Annotated in this window: 20 protein-coding genes; 7 read left to right on the plus strand and 13 right to left on the minus strand. The window is 60.4% G+C overall.

What is annotated here, in order from left to right:
• Nucleotides 1-5: 5 nt before the first annotated feature.
• Together erpA and argC are read right to left on the minus strand one after the other, a co-directional pair.
• Nucleotides 6-356, minus strand: coding sequence for an iron-sulfur cluster insertion protein ErpA (gene erpA, locus LOY67_RS25080; RefSeq protein ID WP_003177727.1), 351 nt, complete (start codon nt 354-356; stop codon nt 6-8).
• Nucleotides 357-483: 127 nt separating this feature from the next.
• Entirely contained in the window at nt 484-1,518 is a 1,035-nt protein-coding gene (gene argC, locus LOY67_RS25085; RefSeq protein WP_265064871.1) for an N-acetyl-gamma-glutamyl-phosphate reductase, read from the minus strand.
• A gap of 133 nt (nt 1,519-1,651) precedes the next feature.
• On the opposite strand from argC, the gene hemJ reads away from it, so the two are divergent.
• The 6 genes from hemJ (at nt 1,652) to coq7 (ending at nt 6,082) form a co-directional block, all read left to right on the plus strand.
• Nucleotides 1,652-2,083 (plus strand): protoporphyrinogen oxidase HemJ, encoded by a 432-nt coding sequence (gene hemJ, locus LOY67_RS25090; protein ID WP_265064872.1) that lies wholly within the window; start codon nt 1,652-1,654, stop codon nt 2,081-2,083.
• A gap of 34 nt (nt 2,084-2,117) precedes the next feature.
• Nucleotides 2,118-3,086 (plus strand): NAD(P)H-dependent flavin oxidoreductase, encoded by a 969-nt coding sequence (locus LOY67_RS25095; protein ID WP_265064873.1) that lies wholly within the window; start codon nt 2,118-2,120, stop codon nt 3,084-3,086.
• Nucleotides 3,087-3,133: 47 nt separating this feature from the next.
• Nucleotides 3,134-4,090, plus strand: a complete 957-nt coding sequence (locus LOY67_RS25100) for a DUF805 domain-containing protein (protein ID WP_265064874.1) — start codon at nt 3,134-3,136, stop codon at nt 4,088-4,090.
• Nucleotides 4,091-4,152: 62 nt separating this feature from the next.
• Nucleotides 4,153-4,941: an SDR family NAD(P)-dependent oxidoreductase gene (locus LOY67_RS25105; protein ID WP_265064875.1), complete on the plus strand. Its 789-nt coding sequence runs from the start codon at nt 4,153-4,155 to the stop codon at nt 4,939-4,941.
• An 80-nt stretch (nt 4,942-5,021) separates the two neighbouring features.
• Nucleotides 5,022-5,360, plus strand: a complete 339-nt coding sequence (locus LOY67_RS25110; RefSeq protein WP_265064876.1) for a histidine triad nucleotide-binding protein — start codon at nt 5,022-5,024, stop codon at nt 5,358-5,360.
• Between the two features lie 74 nt (nt 5,361-5,434).
• A complete protein-coding gene (coq7, locus tag LOY67_RS25115; RefSeq protein WP_265064877.1) occupies nt 5,435-6,082 on the plus strand; it encodes a 2-polyprenyl-3-methyl-6-methoxy-1,4-benzoquinone monooxygenase in 648 nt (215 codons plus the stop codon).
• 81 nt (nt 6,083-6,163) lie between these two features.
• Here coq7 and speD read toward each other — a convergent pair whose 3' ends face one another.
• Complete coding sequence (gene speD / locus LOY67_RS25120; protein WP_024777437.1) at nt 6,164-6,958, minus strand: adenosylmethionine decarboxylase; 795 nt, start codon at nt 6,956-6,958, stop codon at nt 6,164-6,166.
• A gap of 239 nt (nt 6,959-7,197) precedes the next feature.
• Nucleotides 7,198-7,620: an OsmC family protein gene (locus LOY67_RS25125; protein WP_003206127.1), complete on the minus strand. Its 423-nt coding sequence runs from the start codon at nt 7,618-7,620 to the stop codon at nt 7,198-7,200.
• A gap of 239 nt (nt 7,621-7,859) precedes the next feature.
• On the opposite strand from LOY67_RS25125, the gene crp reads away from it, so the two are divergent.
• Entirely contained in the window at nt 7,860-8,504 is a 645-nt protein-coding gene (gene crp / locus LOY67_RS25130) for a cAMP-activated global transcriptional regulator CRP (protein WP_265064878.1), read from the plus strand.
• Here the strand turns inward: crp and LOY67_RS25135 are convergent.
• The 9 genes from LOY67_RS25135 to LOY67_RS25175 form a co-directional block, all read right to left on the minus strand.
• Complete coding sequence (locus tag LOY67_RS25135) at nt 8,501-9,196, minus strand: biotin/lipoate A/B protein ligase family protein (protein ID WP_265064879.1); 696 nt, start codon at nt 9,194-9,196, stop codon at nt 8,501-8,503. The two genes, crp and LOY67_RS25135, sit on opposite strands and share 4 nt — an antisense overlap.
• 4 nt (nt 9,197-9,200) lie before the next feature.
• A complete protein-coding gene (gene trpC / locus LOY67_RS25140) occupies nt 9,201-10,037 on the minus strand; it encodes an indole-3-glycerol phosphate synthase TrpC (protein WP_265064880.1) in 837 nt (278 codons plus the stop codon).
• Nucleotides 10,034-11,083 (minus strand): anthranilate phosphoribosyltransferase, encoded by a 1,050-nt coding sequence (trpD, locus tag LOY67_RS25145; RefSeq protein WP_265064881.1) that lies wholly within the window; start codon nt 11,081-11,083, stop codon nt 10,034-10,036. The genes trpC and trpD overlap by 4 nt, the downstream gene beginning before the upstream one ends.
• 9 nt (nt 11,084-11,092) lie before the next feature.
• On the minus strand, nt 11,093-11,686 hold the full coding sequence (locus LOY67_RS25150) for an aminodeoxychorismate/anthranilate synthase component II (RefSeq protein ID WP_019693903.1): 594 nt from the start codon (nt 11,684-11,686) through the stop codon (nt 11,093-11,095).
• A gap of 457 nt (nt 11,687-12,143) precedes the next feature.
• Nucleotides 12,144-13,625 carry an anthranilate synthase component I gene (trpE, locus tag LOY67_RS25155; RefSeq protein WP_265064882.1) on the minus strand — a complete coding sequence of 494 codons (1,482 nt, stop codon included), beginning with the start codon at nt 13,623-13,625 and terminating at the stop codon, nt 12,144-12,146.
• Nucleotides 13,626-13,696: 71 nt separating this feature from the next.
• Nucleotides 13,697-14,515: a phosphoglycolate phosphatase gene (locus tag LOY67_RS25160; RefSeq protein WP_265064883.1), complete on the minus strand. Its 819-nt coding sequence runs from the start codon at nt 14,513-14,515 to the stop codon at nt 13,697-13,699.
• The gene (gene rpe / locus LOY67_RS25165) at nt 14,512-15,186 is read right to left on the minus strand and encodes a ribulose-phosphate 3-epimerase (RefSeq protein WP_265064884.1); all 675 of its coding nucleotides are present in this window, start codon (nt 15,184-15,186) and stop codon (nt 14,512-14,514) included. The genes LOY67_RS25160 and rpe overlap by 4 nt, the downstream gene beginning before the upstream one ends.
• 78 nt (nt 15,187-15,264) lie before the next feature.
• Nucleotides 15,265-16,413 (minus strand): iron-containing alcohol dehydrogenase, encoded by a 1,149-nt coding sequence (locus LOY67_RS25170; protein WP_265064885.1) that lies wholly within the window; start codon nt 16,411-16,413, stop codon nt 15,265-15,267.
• 170 nt (nt 16,414-16,583) lie between these two features.
• The gene (locus tag LOY67_RS25175; protein WP_265064886.1) at nt 16,584-17,408 is read right to left on the minus strand and encodes an ABC transporter permease; all 825 of its coding nucleotides are present in this window, start codon (nt 17,406-17,408) and stop codon (nt 16,584-16,586) included.
• Nucleotides 17,409-17,417 lie beyond the last annotated feature (9 nt).

Below are 17,417 nucleotides of genomic sequence, written 5' to 3' on the forward strand. Positions count from 1 at the left end.
AGCGATCAGATCGAGAACGAAGAGCCGCAACCACAAGTGGTGGTAGCGTTCGGGTTCTTGATCACGAAACGCGACCCTTCCAGACCTTCCTGGTAGTCCACCTCGGCACCGGCCAGGTACTGGAAGCTCATTGGATCAACCACCAGGCTCACGCCTTCGCGCTCGACAATGGTGTCGTCTTCGGCCACTTCTTCATCGAAAGTGAAGCCGTACTGAAAACCCGAACAACCTCCGCCCGTCACGAAGACGCGCAGCTTCAAACGATCATTTCCCTCTTCATCGACCAGGCTCTTCACCTTGTGCGCGGCACCGTGGGTGAATTGCAAAGCCGTGGGAGTGAAGGTTTCGACGCTCATGCTGAATATCTCCCGGCGCTTACGCCGCCATAATGCCTAATGGCGGGCATTATCCGCTTCTCCTAGAAAACCGGTCAACTATTAGAAGAGCAGCGGCAAGCCTGAAGCTTGCCGCCCAAGACCACTGTCAAGGCAGCATCCCCGCATGGGACAAGCCCAGCCGCTCATCCAGGCCGAACAGGATGTTCAGGTTCTGCACCGCCTGACCGGACGCGCCCTTGACCAGGTTATCAATGACCGACAACACCACGACCAGATCGCCATCCTGTGGACGATGCACCGCAATCCGGCAGACATTCGCACCCCGCACACTGCGCGTTTCGGGGTGGCTGCCCGCAGGCATCACGTCGACGAACGGTTCGTCGGCATAACGCTTCTCGAACAGTGCTTGCAGGTCCACAGAGCGGTCTACGACAGTTGCATACAGCGTGGAGTGGATGCCACGGATCATTGGCGTCAAATGCGGCACGAACGTCAGGCCGACATCCTTGCCCGCCGCCCGGCGCAGGCCTTGGCGGATTTCCGGCAGATGACGGTGCCCTTTGACGGCGTAGGCCTTCATGCTTTCCGATGTTTCGGAATACAGCGAGCCGACGCTTGCACCACGACCGGCCCCACTGACACCGGACTTGCAGTCGGCGATCAAACGCGAGGCATCGGCAAGGCCGGCCTCCAGCAGCGGCAGGAAACCCAACTGCGTAGCGGTCGGATAACAACCCGGCACCGCAATCAGCCGTGCCTGGCGGATTTTTTCGCGATTGACTTCCGGCAGCCCATAGACCGCTTCGTCCAACAGCTCCGGAGCACCGTGCGGTTGCCCGTACCATTTGGCCCACTCGTCCGCGTCCTGCAGGCGGAAGTCCGCCGACAGGTCGATGACCTTGGTCCCGGCGGCCAGCAGCTCACCCGCCAGGGCATGGGCGACACCATGGGGCGTGGCGAAGAACACCACATCGCAGGCCCCCAGGGTCTTGATGTCCGGAACACTGAACGCCAGGCCATCGTAATGCCCGCGCAGGTTCGGATACATGTCGGCAACGGCCAGGCCGGCCTCGGATCGGGAGGTAATGACCACCACCTCAGCTTGCGGATGTTGCGCCAACAGACGCAGCAGTTCGACACCGGTGTAACCCGTGCCGCCGACGATACCGACCTTGACCATAACCCTGCCCTCAACGAACCCACTGGAAAGCCGTCGATGATAGGGGCCGCGCGGCCTGTCGACAACCGCCAAGGTGACGTGTGACCGCCTGAATGACTACTATCGAGCTACCGTAAATTGGGAATCACCAAAAATGCTCTATCTGTGGCTCAAAGCACTTCATATTGTCAGCATGGTCTGCTGGTTCGCCGGCCTGTTCTATCTGCCTCGCCTGTTCGTCTATCACGCTCAAAGCGAGGACAGCGTCAGCAAGGAGCGCTTCAGCATCATGGAACGCAAGTTGTATCGCGGCATCATGGGGCCGGCGATGATCGCCACCCTGGTATTTGGCATCTGGCTGCTCAGTCTCAACCCCGGTGCCTACTTCAGCCAGGGCGGCTGGATGCACGCAAAGCTGACCCTGGTGGTGGTGCTGATCGGTTATCACCACATATGCGGAGCCCAGGTAAAACGCTTCGCCCGGGGTGAAAACACCCGCAGTCATGTCTTTTATCGCTGGTTCAATGAAGTGCCGGTGCTGATATTGCTGGCTATCGTCATCCTGGTCGTCGTTCGGCCGTTCTAACCACCAATGGCACTTTTCGTTCGGGGCACTCCCAATGTCGCTACCCGCATTGCTTGAACAACGTTTGCGCCTGCCCGTCGTGGCGGCGCCGATGTTCCTGATCTCCAATCCACAGCTGGTGCTGGCTTGCTGTCGTAACGGCATCGTCGGCAGTTTCCCCGCACTGAACCAGCGCGAAAGCAGTGGTTTCAAGGCCTGGCTGGAAGAAATCCAAGCGGGCCTGGCGAGCATGGAGAACCCGGCGCCCTATGCCGTCAACCTGATCGTCCACCAAAGCAATCCGAGGCTTGAGGCCGATCTGGCCATCTGCATCGAGCACAAGGTGCCGATCGTCATCACCAGCCTCGGCGCAGTCAAAGAACTGGTCGATGCCGTCCATGGCTACGGGGGGCTGGTGTTCCACGACGTGACCACCCGTCGTCATGCCGAGAAAGCCGCCGAGGCCGGTGTCGACGGTCTGATCGCCGTTGCCGCCGGTGCAGGCGGACATGCCGGGACCTGGAGCCCTTTTTCGCTGGTCGCCGAAATCCGGCAATTCTTCGATAAGACCGTGCTGCTTGCGGGATGCCTGAACCATGGCCATCAGATTTTGGCGGCACAATTGCTTGGCGCGGATTTGGCCTACCTGGGCACACGCTTTATCGGCACGACTGAAAGTCATGCGCCTGACGCCTATAAAGAGATGTTGCTCACATCCCGAGCCGCAGACATCGTGCATACTCCCGCCGTATCCGGTGTGCCCGCCAGCTTCATGCGCCAAAGCCTGGAAACCGCAGGTTTTGACCTGGCCGCCCTGCAAGGCAAAAGTGACGCGGCTTCCGGTTCGAAACTCAAACCATTGAACGATGAAGCCAAGGCCTGGAAAACCGTCTGGTCCGCCGGCCAGGGTGTCGGGGAAATCAATGATTTGCCAAGCGTTGACCAGTTGGTGGCGCGCCTGAATGAAGAATACCGCGAGGCCCAGGCCCGAGCGGTACAGCTTGGTGGCCGATGGCCTCGCTGAAATCGACCTGATCAAACATAAAACTTTCAAAGACAAGGATGCCCGGCATGAGCGAAACCCGTTTCAACATCGTATTCGACGGAGCCCTGCTGCCGGGTGTCGATGCGGCCACAGCCAAACTCAACCTCGCCAATCTGTTCAGGAGCGACATCAGCGCCATCGAGCGACTGTTCGGCGGACACAAGGTGGCCCTGAAAAGCAACCTTTCCCAGGCCGAGGCGCAGAAGTATCTGGAAGCCCTCAACCAGAGCGGGATCGATGCACGCATCGAAGCCGAGCCGGCCCTCCAGTTGAATCTCGACGAGGTACAGCAATCATCGGCCCCAACAAACGGGCGCCCCCCTGAATCGCTCATCGAACCCACCTCCCCGTATGCGCCACCCCGGGCCCATGTCGGTGAAGCCGTTGCCGAATACGCCACGCTCAAGCCGTTCAGCTTCGACGGACGCATCGGACGTCTGCGATACCTGGCCTGGACCATGTCCCTGACCTTGGTCGTTATGCTGGTGGTCGGCGTGGCCTTTGCGCTCGGGGCGGCATGGATCTTCACCTCGGGCTCGATAGCGGCAATGATCGTCGGCGGTTTGTTGGCAACGGTCGTGTTTCTCGGCTTTGCCTTCGTCAGCATCCAGTTCAACGTCCAGCGCCTGCATGACCTTGGCTGGTCCGGCTGGCTGTGGCTGCTCAACCTCATCCCATTCGTGGGCAGCGTCTTTCCGTTCGTGCTCATTTTCGCTCCCGGCAATGAGGGCGCCAATCGCTATGGCCCGCCTCCGCCGCGTAACAACACCGGGGTGAAGGTACTTGCGTCGCTCTGGCTCGTCATGATCGTGCTGATCATCTTCGCCACAGTGGCTGGTGTCTTCAGCGCCATCGAACAGGACTACGGCAGCAGCTCGCTGAGCAGCTACGAAAGCAGCGAATCCATGGATGAAAACGCTGCGGAACCAGCCGAAGAACCTGCCGAGGCAGAGGCACCTTCTGTAGACTCCGAGGAACAGTAAGCGCCCCTCGTTCCGGTGACAGTCAAGTCCGCTGGCGACGGGCCGTTGCGATGGAGAACTGCATGACCCGTTACGCCCTGATCACTGGGGCCTCCAGTGGCATTGGCCTGGCCATGGCCGAAGCTTTGGCCCGGCGCGGCCGCAATCTGCTGCTGGTGGCCCGACAGCGTGATCGGTTGGAAAGCATTGCGATAGAACTGACCCAGCGATTTGGCGTGGAAGTGCTTTTCCGGGCCTGCGACCTGGGGGAGCCGCTACGACTTTCAGGTTTCCTGCTGGAACTGGAAGAAAGCGAGCGCCAGATCGACCTGCTGGTCAACTGCGCCGGGATGGGTACCTGTGGCCCGTTCCTGGGCCAGGACTGGATGACCGAGCAGGACCTGATCGAAGTCAATATTCTCGCCCTGACACGCCTCTGTCATGCCGTTGGCAATAGTATGGCCTTGCATGGCGGCGGACAGATCCTGAACGTCGCCTCGATCGCAGCATTCCGGCCGGGCCCCTGGATGAGCACCTATTCCGCCAGCAAGGCTTATGTGCTGAACTTCTCCGAAGCCCTGCGAGTCGAGCTGAAGAAATGCGCAATCAAGGTGTCGGTACTTTGCCCCGGCCCGACCCAGACCGGTTTCTTCGCCAAGGCGCATCTCGACGAACAGAAACTCAAGGACAATAACCTGCTGATGAGCCCGGAAGAAGTGGCGCTGTATGCCGTGTGCGCGCTCGACAGAAACCAAGCGATCATCATCCCCGGACACCGCAATCGCTGGCTTGCCGCGCTGCCACGACTGGGTTCGCGATGGATGGTGCGGAGCATCGCCGGCCTGATCAACAAGGCGTACTGCCCACGCTGAATGAAATTTGAATGGAAACCCGGGCTCACCCACCAAACCTTCAGTACACTCGACTTCCACAACCAAAGGGAGAAACAGCTGTGGATACTTTGTTTACCAAGATCATCAACCGGGAAATCCCGGCGAAGATCATCTATGAGGATGACCAGGTCCTGGCCTTCCACGACATCGCCCCACAGGCGCCAGTGCATTTCCTCGTAGTACCGAAAAAACCGATCCGTACCCTCAATGACCTGACCGAAGAAGACAAGGGCCTGGCCGGGCATATCCTGTTCACCGCCCAGCGCCTGGCACTTGAACTGGGCTGCGAGGACGGCTTCCGGGTGGTGATGAACTGCAATGAACTTGGCGGGCAGACCGTCTATCACATTCATATGCACGTACTCGGGCAGCGCCAGATGAACTGGCCACCGGGTTGATACCCTGACCCAACGCAAATCCTGAGCGGCCGGTTGGGTTAAACTGGCCGCCATGATTTTTTCCGGAGGTAAGCATGACTACCCAACGTCACTACTCGCCGATTGACCGCCTGCTGTTGCAAGCCGATGCCGCGATGCGCACGCTGTTGCCCTTCAGTGGTCAACCGTACCGCCCATCACCGGCCATCGTGCAGCCGGACGCGCAACTGAGTGACGAGCAAACCCGCCATATTGCCGGGCTGATGCGCATCAACCACACCGGCGAAGTCTGCGCCCAGGCGCTGTATCAGGGCCAGGCGCTGACAGCGAAGCTGCCGAAGGTACGCGAGGCGATGGAACATGCCGCCGAGGAAGAAGTCGACCACCTCGCCTGGTGCGAACAACGCATTCACCAGCTGGGCAGCCATACCAGTGTGCTGAACCCGCTGTTCTACGGGATGTCATTCGGAATCGGCGCAGTGGCCGGGCTGATCAGCGATAAGGTCAGCCTCGGTTTCGTTGCGGCGACCGAACATCAAGTGTGTAAACACTTGAACGAGCACCTGGACCAACTGCCGGCTGAGGATGAAAAGTCCCGGGCGATTCTGGAACAGATGCGCGAAGATGAAGAGCACCATGCAGAAAGTGCACTGGAAGCCGGTGGCTTCCGCTTTCCGGCACCGGTGAAATTCGGTATGAGCCTGCTGGCGAAGGTCATGACCAAGAGCACTTATCGGATCTGATAGAAATGTCCCCGTAGCTAGGGGATGCATCAGGAAACAAAAAAAAGGCGACTATCCGTCGCCTTTTTTGTACCCGAAATTTCAGCGCGGCATATTGCGTGCGTAGAAAATCTCCAGCATTTCATGCTTCACACGCTCTTCCACCTGGTCACGCTGTTCAGCGGACAGGTTGCTGGTGGCATCGCCGAACAGGTAGTTGTCCAGCTCGAAATCCTTGAGCAACATCTTGGTGTGGAACAGGTTTTCCTGGTACACGTTCACGTCGGTCATCTGGTACGCGTCGCGGGTGTCTTCGGACAGGTAGTTCTGAATCGAATTGATCTCGTGATCGATGAAGTGCTTGTGGCCTTCCACGTCGCGGGTAAAGCCACGCACGCGGTAGTCCACAGTCACGATGTCCGAGTCGAACTGGTGGATCAGGAAATTGAGCGCCTTGAGCGGTGAAATGACGCCACAGGTCGATACATCGATGTCCACACGGAACGTCGCAATACCGTCCACCGGGTGTATCTCGGGGTAGGTGTGTACCGTGATGTGGCTCTTGTCGAGGTGGGCCAGGATGATTTCGGGCAATGGGCCCGGGGACTCTTCGATCTGGCTGTCGGTCGGTGTCACCGGCTCTTCCGAGATCAGAATGGTCACGCTGGCGCCTTGGGGTTCATAGTCCTGACTGGCGATGTTCAGGATGTTGGCACCAATGATATCGACAACTTCCGTGAGGATCTGCGTGAGGCGCTTGGCGTTGTACTCTTTATTGATGTACTCGACGTAGGCCTGCTGGTCTTGCGGGGTTTCCGCATAGCAGATGTCATAGATGTTGAAGCTCAAGGTCTTTGTCAGGTTGTTGAAACCATGGAGCTTGAGTTTGCTTTTCACCGTTTGAAAACTCTCTGTGTATTGCGGCCCGGCCGCGTGATCAAGCATGCCCGTCAGATGCGAACGACGCATCTGCGTAGGACGGTTAACACCTCTTCGCGATGGCGATTTTGGTTGTCTGTCCAGACAAGCGACCGGTCAAGAGACCGACCACTGCCCTGAAAAAAGTGGCGCATTATGCAGACGTCGGCTTCTGATCGCCAGAGCTTGCACCGCTTTTATGATGGTTGGATGTCGATTCAACCCAATTCGATGATTTCATAATCGTGGGTGATTTCAACACCGGCTGCGCCGAGCATGATCGAAGCCGAGCAGTATTTTTCGGCGGACAGCTCGATGGCACGCTTGACCTGGGCTTCCTTCAGGGCCCGGCCCTTGACCACGAAGTGCATGTGGATCTTGGTGAATACCTTCGGGTCCTCGGTGGCGCGCTCCGCCTCCAGGAAGGCCTCGCAACTTTCGACAGCCTGGCGCGACTTCTTGAGAATGCTGACGACATCGAAATTACTGCAACCTCCTACACCCAGCAGGAGCATTTCCATCGGCCGGACACCCAGGTTCCGACCACCGGCTTCCGGCGGTCCGTCCATGACGACCACATGACCGCTGCCTGACTCACCGAGGAACATGGCTTCGCCAGCCCATTGGATGCGTGCCTTCATCGCCAAGACTCCACTGTCTAAAAAAAGGGTCGCCAGCTTAGCACAGCCCCCTGGCATGACAGCCCCCGCCGTAAGTCGCCTGGGCCATCTCCATCCAGGTAAATTCTCGAATCAATTGGGAGTGCCTCTGTTAAGCTGGCGCCCAACCGCTGGCGTATCGCCAGCTCGTAGCGATTTGCCATTCGCGCCCATAAAAAAAAACCAGACCAACACATCGCGCAGTATTTCGGGACACAACCATGGTTGCCATTACTCCCACGTTCAAGATCAAGAACCTCGACAAGCTCTTGATGCACTGTCAGCGTCGCCGCTACCCAGCCAAACACAACATCATTTGCGCAGGCGACCGCTCAGACACGCTGTTCTTCATCATCAAGGGATCGGTCACTATCCTGATCGAGGATGACGACGGCCGGGAAATGATCATCGCGTATCTCAACTCCGGGGACTTCTTCGGTGAGTTGGGGCTGTTCGAGCAGGCCGGCAAGGAACAGCAACGCAGTGCCTGGGTTCGAAGCAAGATCGAATGTGAAGTCGCGGAAATCAGCTATAGCAAATTCAGGGAGCTGTCCCTGCAGGACCCCGACATTCTTTACGTCCTCAGCGGACAAATCGCACAGCGCCTGCGTAATACCACCCGCAAGGTAGGCGACCTGGCCTTCTTCGACGTGACCGGTCGCGTCGCCCGTTGCCTGCTGGAGCTGTGCAAGCAGCCCGACGCCATGACCCACCCGGACGGCATGCAGATCAAGGTCACCCGGCAGGAAATCGGTCGGATTGTCGGTTGCTCGCGGGAGATGGTGGGTCGTGTGCTCAAGGATCTGGAAGAACGCAACCTGGTCAACGTCAAAGGCAAGACCATGGTGGTGTTCGGAACGCGCTAGACCTGCGCGCTGAATAGATCCCGATAAAGCCCCTCGAGCCGCTCCAGCGCGTGGGGAGCCGGGAATTTCTCATGCAGGGCGATATGGCTCTCGGCCCGCACTCGTTGCTCCAGGCCGCAGGCCTGATTGAAGTGGTTGACCGCGGTGACCATCGATTCGCGCTCGTTTTCCAGCAACAGCGCCCCATGCACCAGACCTACCGGGCGCTGCCCACCTTTGCTCTGACGCCAGCGCTGAGCGGTGCCGACCATTTTCCGGCCGTCGAGATTGACATTGAATCGCCCGTCGCAAAACGCCCCGTCCACCTCTCCCAACGAAGCCACACCGCCCAGTTCATCCAGCAACTGGCAGATAGGGTCGCACAACCGGCGATACGCGGTTTCGATCCGGCCATGGTCGCCTTCGCTGCGGGGTGGCGCGTAGACCAGCGCGATATTGACGGTAGCGGCCGATTGCGGCACCGGCTCACCACCGGTTTCGCGCAGCAGCACAGGCCAACCGTTGGCAGCCGAAACTTCGCAGGCCAGTTCGAACCCCGGCAGGCGACTCAAACGGCGCGGCATCACCAGCGCACGGTCATTGGGCCGCCAGAACAGCAGGCCGAACTCGGCGTCGCCAGCGCAGATACTCGCCAACAGATCCTGTTCGGCTTGCAGGCCGGCTTCGACGCAAAGGGAGATCGCCGACGGCATCGGATCAATCCAGCGCCGAACCCGTCACGGGAGTGCCGCGCTCGGGGAAGAACAGGCGTTGCAGCTCAGTACCCGGACTTTCGGCGCGCATGAATGCCTCGCCCACCAGGAACGAGTACACATCGCTGACTTCCATCAGCTCGACATCGGCCCGATTGAGAATGCCACTCTCGGTGATGACCAGACGATCGCGCGGGATACGCGGCAGCAGGTCCAGGGTGGTTTCCAGGCTGACTTCAAAGGTGTGCAGGTTGCGGTTGTTCACGCCGACCAGCTTGGTATCGAGGGTTTTCAGGGCCCGCTCCAGCTCGTCGCCGTCATGCACTTCCACCAGCACATCCAGCCCTGCATCCTTGGCGACGGAGGCCAGTTCGGCCATTTTCACGTCGTCCAGCGCGGAGACGATCAACAGCACGCAGTCGGCACCCAGGGCGCGGGCTTCCACGATCTGATACGGATCGACCATGAAATCCTTGCGGATCACCGGCAGCTTGCACGCCGCACGCGCCTGTTTCAGGTACTCGTCGTGCCCCTGGAAAAAATCGATATCGGTGAGCACCGAGAGGCAAGTCGCACCGCCCTTCTCGTAGCTGCGGGCGATATCGGCCGGTACGAAATGCTCACGGATCACACCCTTGCTGGGAGAAGCCTTCTTGATTTCGGCAATCACCGCCGGATGCTTTTTCTTCGCCTGATCGATCAAGGCGTTGGCAAAGCCACGGGGGGCATCCGCCGCACGCGCCAGGCCTTCCAACTCGGCCAGACTGACCCGCGCCCTGCGCTCGGCCACTTCCTCGGCCTTGCGAGCCAGAATTTTCTCCAGAACCGTTGGCACGCTCATCCTTCGTTCTCCACTTTGAATACAGCAGTAAAGGCACCCAGCTCTTCAAGCTTCTCCCGAGCCAGGCCGGTGTGCAATGCATCATGGGCCAGTTCCACGCCTTGCTTGAGGCTGCTGGCGTGGTCGGCGGCATACAACGCAGCGCCAGCGTTGAGCACAATCATTTCCGCGGCTTTCTGGCCATTCTCGGTCTTGCGACGCCCCAGGGCATCACGAATCAGCTCCAGTGACTGGGCCGGGCCGTCCACGGCCAGGCCGTGCAGGCTCTGGCTCTTCATGCCCAGGTCTTCAGGTTCGACCCAGTATTCGCTGATCTGATCATTTTTAAGTTCAGCCACGAACGTCGGCGCCGCCAGGCTGAACTCGTCCAGGCCGTCCTTCGAATGGACCACCAGGACATGCTTGCTGCCCAGCCGTTGCAGGACTTCCGCCAACGGCCGGCACAACGCCTGACTGAACACACCGACCACCTGATGTTTCACGCCGGCCGGATTCGTAAGCGGGCCGAGCATGTTGAACAGGGTACGCAGGCCCAGGTCCCGACGCGGTGCGGCGGCATGCTTCATGGCACGGTGATGGGTCTGGGCAAACATGAAGCCGATGCCCACGTTATCGATGCAGCGCGCCACCTGGACCGGCGTCAGGTTCAGGTAGATACCGGCCGCTTCCAGCAGGTCGGCGCTGCCGCTCTTGCCTGAAACCGCGCGGTTGCCGTGCTTGGCGACGGTGCAACCGGCGGCCGCGACCACGAAGGCCGAGGCAGTGGAGACGTTGAAGATATTGGCCCCATCACCGCCAGTACCCACCACATCCACCACGCCGTCCAGGGTCTTGAGTTCGACCTTGTCCGCCAGCTCACGCATCACCGAGACCGCGCCGACGATTTCGTCGATGCTTTCACTCTTCATGCGCATGGCCATCATGAATGCGCCAATCTGCGCCTCTGTGCACTGTCCGGTCATGATTTCGCGCATCACGTCGCGCATCTCATCGGTGCTCAGGTCGAGATGACCAACGATACGCCCCAGGGCTGTCTTGATATCCATGGAAAGTCCTTAGCGCGTGCCGCCGGTTTGTTTGAGGAAGTTGGCGAACAGCTCGTGGCCCTGTTCGGTCAGAATGGATTCGGGGTGGAACTGCACGCCCTCGATATTCAGCGTCTTGTGGCGCAGCCCCATGATTTCATCCACCGAACCGTCTTCCAACTGGGTCCAGGCGGTCAGTTCCAGGCAGTCGGGCAGGGTTTCGCGCTTGACGATCAGGGAGTGATAGCGGGTGACGGTGAGCGGCCGGTTCAGGCCTTCGAACACACCCTTGTCCTCATGAAATACCGGACTGGTCTTGCCGTGCATGACCTGCCGGGCCCGCACCACATCGCCGCCAAAGGCCTGGCCGATCGACTGATGGCCCAGGCAGACACCGAGGATGGGCAGCTTTCCGGCGAAGTACTTGATGGCCTCGATGGAGACGCCCGCTTCGGTCGGCGTGCACGGGCCCGGTGAAACCACAATGCGCTCAGGCTTGAGGGCTTCGATCTCGGCAATGGTCAATTCGTCGTTGCGCACCACCTTCACTTCGGAGCCCAGCTCGCCGAGGTACTGCACAACGTTGTAGGTAAAAGAGTCGTAGTTATCGATCATCAGCAACATGGCGTAAGCAACCTATTGAATTCACTGACTTTAAATACAGCCTTCGAAGAGAACCCGCACGGTGCTGCGCTTGGCCGGGCAAATCATGCGCCAGCGAAACGGCTTTCAAGCGGGTAAAGAAGGCAAATCGGTACAGGTCCGGCAAGGCCGGCAGAGAACGGTCAGGCGCGCCAACGCCAACGGGCGTGAGCCTTGATCAGTTGATCCAGAAGTTTGCTGACAATCGACACGTGGAAGGTCTCGTTCATACGTTCCGGCACAGTAGCTTAGCTGGACGGAGCGCGCAATATGAGCGACCCGAAGGGTCCGCAAACAATCGTGACGCTCCGGATAGAACACTGAAGGGGTGAGCCTGCTCGCGATGGCGACACATCAGATAGCTTGATCTTGAATGTGCCGCCGTCATCGCGAGCAGGCTCGCCCCCACATGGGCTGAGTTCACAGCAAGCCGGTTAACTCAGTCGTTCGAGGTCTGCTCCGCCAGCGCCACGGCGCGGAACATCGCCCGGCGCTTGTTCAGGGTTTCTTCCCATTCCAGCACCGGCACCGAGTCGGCAACGATGCCACCACCGGCCTGCACATGCAGTTCGCCGTTCTTGATCACCGCGGTGCGGATGGCAATGGCGGTGTCCATGTTGCCGTTCCAGGCGAAATAACCCACGGCACCGCCGTACACGCCACGCTTGACCGGCTCCAGTTCATCGATGATTTCCATCGCGCGGATTTTCGGCGCGCCGGACAAGGTCCCCGCCGGCAGGATCGCCCGCAAGGCGTCCATGGCCGTCAGCCCGGCCTTCAACTGGCCGGTGACGTTCGACACGATGTGCATCACGTTGGAGTAACGCTCGATGACCATCTTCTCGGTAAGCTTCACCGAGCCGACCTCCGAGACCCGCCCGGTGTCGTTGCGGCCCAGGTCGATCAGCATCAGGTGCTCGGCGATTTCCTTGGCATCCGACAACAGGTCCTCTTCCAGGGCCCGATCTGCTTCCTCCGTGGCGCCGCGAGGGCGGGTACCGGCAATCGGTCGCACGGTGATCAGGTTGTCCTCGACCCGCACCAGCACTTCCGGCGAACTGCCCACGACGTGGAAATCACCGAAATTGAAGAAGTACATGTAAGGCGTCGGGTTGAAGCAGCGCAGTGCCCGGTACAGATCGATGGGCGCGGCCTTGAAGTCGATGGACATCCGTTGCGACGGCACCACTTGCATGCAGTCGCCCGCCAGGATGTATTCCTTGATGGTATCGACGGCCCTTTCGTAATCGGCCTGGGTAAAGCTGGAACGGAACACCGGATCGGCCGCTCCCTGCTTGCTGAAATCCAGCCCCGGACGCGGGGTGATCGGCTGGCGGAGTTTTTCCAACAGCGCCTGCAGGCTTTGCTGACCTTGCTCGTAGGCATCTTCCCGGGAAGGATCCGCCAGGACGATCGCGTGCATTTTGCCGGCCAGGTTGTCGAAGACCACCACCGCGTCGGAGACCATCAACAGAATGTCCGGCACGCCCAGCGGATCCGGGTTCGGGCAGGTGCCCAGGCGTTTTTCCACGTAGCGCACGCAGTCGTAGCCGAAATACCCCACCAGGCCACCGTTGAAGCGCGGCAGGCCGGCAATGGTCGGCACGTTGTAGCGGGCCTTGAAGGTTTCGACGAAGGCCAGCGGGTCTTCGACTTCGTGGCTTTCGATCTCGACACCGTCGTGGGTCACGCTGATGCGGTGGTCATGGACCCGCAGCACCGTGCGGCACGGCAGGCCGATGATGGAATAACGGCCCCATTTCTCGCCGCCCTGCACCGATTCGAGCAGGTAGGAGTTGGGCTGGTCGGCCAGCTTGAGGTAGATCGACAGCGGTGTGTCGAAGTCGGCCAGGGTTTCGCAGGCGAGCGGGATACGGTTGTAGCCGGCAGCGGCCAGGCGCAGGAATTCTTCGCGGATCATGAGGGTGCCTCGTGGCAAGAGGAGCTGACAGTCAGGTATGCAAACGCGCCGGGTAACCGGCCAGGATCAAGTCAGGCGCGCCAACGCCAGCGGGCCAGGGCCTTCATGACTTTCATCCAGAGTTTGCGAGTGACCACCACGATGGCGTTTCCAGAAGAGGATTGAACAGCGTCGGGCAACGTTATCTCAGCGGCCGGGTCCAGGCAACCGGGAATTAACAGGCGCAGGTCGTCGATCACCAGCGAAGGAAACTCTTCAGCGATCGGCCGGCCGTGGTTGTAGCCATAACTCAGCGCCACGCATTTGACCCCCGCCGCTTTCGCCGCCAGCACGTCACTGCGCGAGTCGCCGACAAATAACGATTGGGAAGCCGGGATGTTGGCCATTTTCATGACGAAGAACAGCGCCGCCGGATCGGGCTTCTTCTGCGGCAAGGTATCGCCGCCGATGATCCAGCGGAAGTAGCGGCCGATTTTCATCTGGTCCAGCAACGGCGCAACGAAGCGTTCCGGCTTGTTGGTGATCAGCGCCATCTCCACGCCTTGCTTGTGCAGCCACTTGAGGGTGGAGCGCACGCCGGGGTAGACCACCGTCAGAGGGTGATTGCCTTCATAGGCTTCGTTGAACAACTCCAACGCCCGTTCAGCCTCGGCGTCATCGACCCCCTGGGCATCGATGTGGTTGGCCAGCGCCCGGCGCACCAGCATCGGCGCACCGTTGCCGACCCAGTGGCGCACCGCATCGAGGCCGGCAGCCGGGCGTCCGAGCTTGAGCAGCATGTCGTCCACCGCTGCCGCGAGGTCCGGGACCGAATCGACCAGTGTGCCATCGAGGTCGAACATCACCAGACGCGGCAGGCAGCCGGGGAACAGCTGCTCGAAACCGCTCATGGGCGGGCCAGGGCCAGTTCGGCGCGCATTTTCTCGATGACTTCCTTGTAGTCCGGCGCGTTGAAGATCGCCGAGCCAGCCACAAAGGTGTCGGCACCGGCCGCCGCGATTTCGCGGATGTTGCCCACATTCACGCCGCCGTCGATCTCCAGGCGGATGTTTCGTCCCGACGCATCGATCAGGGCACGGGCTTCGCGCAGCTTGTCGAGGGTCGCCGGGATGAACTTCTGGCCGCCGAAACCGGGGTTGACGCTCATCAGCAGGATCATGTCGACCTTGTCCATCACGTACTTGAGCACGTCCAGCGGTGTCGCCGGGTTGAACACCAGGCCGGCCTTGCAGCCGCCTTCACGAATCAACTGCAGGGAGCGATCGACGTGCAGCGTGGCTTCGGGGTGGAAGGTGATGTAGGTGGCACCGGCTTCGATGAAGTCGCCAACGATGCGGTCCACCGGGCTGACCATCAGGTGCGCGTCGATCGGTGCCGTGATGCCGTACTTGCGCAGTGCCGCGCAGACCATCGGGCCGATGGTCAGGTTGGGTACGTAGTGGTTGTCCATGACATCGAAGTGCACGATGTCGGCCCCGGCGGCCAGGACGTTGTCCACTTCTTCGCCCAGGCGGGCGAAGTCGGCGGAGAGAATCGACGGAGCAATGGCGAAGGGCTGCATGACGCACCTGTTTTGAGCGGAATCGCGATGGCGCGCATTGTATACCTCAAGATTTGGCGCGCCCACCGTGGCCGACGATCAATACGCTGCGCGGTAGATCTTCTCGATATCAGCGACGGTCAACTTGCGCGGATTGTTGCGCATCAACCGCTCGATCCCGGCCGCCTCCACGGCCATGGACGGAATCACGCCCTCGGTAACGCCCAGGCCGCTCAGGCCCTTGGGAATCTCTACGGCGCTACACAACGCCGCCATGGCCTCCACCGCTTCGTCGGCGGCCTCAAGATCACTCAGGTGGCCGGTCTTTATGCCCATCGCTTCGGCAATGTCGCGCATGCGCTCTACGCAGGCCATCTTGTTCCACTGCATGACATACGGCAGCAACAAGGCGTTGGCGACGCCATGGGACACGTGGAAGCGCCCGCCCAGCGGATAGGCCAGTGCGTGCACCGCCCCGACCCCGGCATTGCCGAACGCCATGCCGGCCATCAGGCTAGCGGTGGCCATATCCTCGCGGGCCTGCAAGTGAGCAGGGTTGGCAAAGGCCTTGGGCAATGCGCGGCTGATCAGTTTGATCGCGCCGATGGCCAGGGCATCAGTGATCGGCGAGGCATTGAGCGAAAGGTAGGATTCGACGGCATGAGCCAGGGCATCGACACCGCTGGCGGCGGTCACGCCGGGCGGGCAGGTGAGGGTCATCTGCGGGCTGACCAGCGCCACGTCCGGCAACAGAAAGTCGCTGACGATGCCCTTTTTCAGTTGTGCCGCCTTGTCGGAGAGGATCGCCACGTTGGTGACCTCCGAGCCCGTCCCCGCCGTGGTCGGAATGGCAATCATCGGCGGGCCCTTGCGGGGTACCTGGTCGACACCGAACATGTCCTGCAGCTCGCCGTGATAACCGGCGTAGACGCCCACGCACTTGGCGATGTCGATGGCACTGCCGCCGCCCAGGCCGATCAGGCCGTCATGGCCGCCGTCGCGGTAGGCCTGCATGCAATCTTCGACGATGGCGATTTCCGGGTCCGGCATGACCCGGTCGAAAATCTCGTAGTCGCGCCCGCCCAGGTGTTGCAGGGCCAGCTCCACGGTGCCGGACCTGACCAGCGCGGCATCGGTGACGATCAGCGGGTTGTCGACATCCAGCCGCGTCAGCTCGTCCGCCAGTTGCTCAATGGCAGCTGCACCGGTGATCAGTTTGTGGGCGATCTTGAATGAGGAAAGACTCATGTGCGCGGCCTCTTGTTCGAGTATGGCTGGCACAAGGATAGCTCGGTATTGCGGATCGTGAATACGCCGCAAATCCCTGTGGGAGCGAGCCTGCTCGCGATAGCGGTGGCACATTCACTATTGATGTGTCAGACAGACCGCTATCGCGAGCAGGCTCGCTCCCACATTCGTCAGGCTTGGGTGGTACGCAGTTTTTCGCTACGCCCACGCAACCACTCCAGGGTCAGCAGCAGGATCACCGAGAAGGCGATCAACAGCGTCGCCGCCGCCGCGATGGTAGGGCTGAGGTTTTCGCGGATGCCGCTGAACATCTGCCGTGGCAGGGTTGCCTGCTCGGGACCGGCGAGGAACAGAGTCACCACCACTTCGTCGAACGAGGTCGCGAAGGCGAACAGTGCTCCGGAGATCACACCCGGGGCGATCAACGGCAGGGTCACCCGACGAAACGTCGTCAATGGTGAAGCCCCAAGACTGGCCGCCGCGCGCACCAGGTTATGGTTGAACCCTTGCAACGTCGCCGAGACGGTAATGATGACGAACGGTACGCCAAGCACCGCGTGAACCACGATCAACGAGATGAAACTGTTGCCCATCCCCAGCGGCGCGAAGAACAGGTAGCTGGCCACGCCGATGATCACCACCGGTACCACCATCGGTGAGATCACCAGGGCCATGACCAGTGCCTTGCCCGGAAAATCGCCACGGGTCAGGCCAATGGCGGCCAGCGTACCGAAGACCATCGCCAGCAACGTGGCCGCCGGGGCCACGATGATGCTGTTCTTCAGCGCCCGCATCCATTCGGCCGAAGCGAAGAAATCGTGGTACCACTGCAGTGAAAAGCCTTGCAGCGGGTACACCAGGAAGCTGCCGGAGTTGAACGACAGCGGGACGATCACCAGCACCGGCAGGATCAGGAACAACAGGATCAGCCCGCAGAGCGTGCGCAAGCAGTAGAACCACACCCGTTCGACGGGGGACATGTAAGGACTCAGCATTTCGATCTC

Origin of the sequence: Pseudomonas sp. B21-056, assembly GCF_026016325.1 — a bacterium.
Lineage (GTDB): Bacteria > Pseudomonadota > Gammaproteobacteria > Pseudomonadales > Pseudomonadaceae > Aquipseudomonas.

Coding starts and splice junctions, on each gene's coding strand:
- coq7 (WP_265064877.1), top strand. CDS start 5,435: ATGACTACCCAACGTCACTACTCGCCGATTGACCGCCTGCTGTTGCAA.
- trpC (WP_265064880.1), bottom strand. CDS start 10,037: ATGAGCGTGCCAACGGTTCTGGAGAAAATTCTGGCTCGCAAGGCCGAG.
- LOY67_RS25170 (WP_265064885.1), bottom strand. CDS start 16,413: ATGAGTCTTTCCTCATTCAAGATCGCCCACAAACTGATCACCGGTGCA.
- LOY67_RS25105 (WP_265064875.1), top strand. CDS start 4,153: ATGACCCGTTACGCCCTGATCACTGGGGCCTCCAGTGGCATTGGCCTG.
- hemJ (WP_265064872.1), top strand. CDS start 1,652: ATGCTCTATCTGTGGCTCAAAGCACTTCATATTGTCAGCATGGTCTGC.
- LOY67_RS25095 (WP_265064873.1), top strand. CDS start 2,118: ATGTCGCTACCCGCATTGCTTGAACAACGTTTGCGCCTGCCCGTCGTG.
- LOY67_RS25160 (WP_265064883.1), bottom strand. CDS start 14,515: ATGAGCGGTTTCGAGCAGCTGTTCCCCGGCTGCCTGCCGCGTCTGGTG.
- LOY67_RS25125 (WP_003206127.1), bottom strand. CDS start 7,620: ATGAAGGCACGCATCCAATGGGCTGGCGAAGCCATGTTCCTCGGTGAG.
- LOY67_RS25175 (WP_265064886.1), bottom strand. CDS start 17,408: ATGCTGAGTCCTTACATGTCCCCCGTCGAACGGGTGTGGTTCTACTGC.
- argC (WP_265064871.1), bottom strand. CDS start 1,518: ATGGTCAAGGTCGGTATCGTCGGCGGCACGGGTTACACCGGTGTCGAA.
- LOY67_RS25135 (WP_265064879.1), bottom strand. CDS start 9,196: ATGCCGTCGGCGATCTCCCTTTGCGTCGAAGCCGGCCTGCAAGCCGAA.
- LOY67_RS25150 (WP_019693903.1), bottom strand. CDS start 11,686: ATGTTGCTGATGATCGATAACTACGACTCTTTTACCTACAACGTTGTG.
- crp (WP_265064878.1), top strand. CDS start 7,860: ATGGTTGCCATTACTCCCACGTTCAAGATCAAGAACCTCGACAAGCTC.
- trpD (WP_265064881.1), bottom strand. CDS start 11,083: ATGGATATCAAGACAGCCCTGGGGCGTATCGTTGGTCATCTCGACCTG.
- LOY67_RS25100 (WP_265064874.1), top strand. CDS start 3,134: ATGAGCGAAACCCGTTTCAACATCGTATTCGACGGAGCCCTGCTGCCG.
- erpA (WP_003177727.1), bottom strand. CDS start 356: ATGAGCGTCGAAACCTTCACTCCCACGGCTTTGCAATTCACCCACGGT.
- trpE (WP_265064882.1), bottom strand. CDS start 13,625: ATGATCCGCGAAGAATTCCTGCGCCTGGCCGCTGCCGGCTACAACCGT.
- rpe (WP_265064884.1), bottom strand. CDS start 15,186: ATGCAGCCCTTCGCCATTGCTCCGTCGATTCTCTCCGCCGACTTCGCC.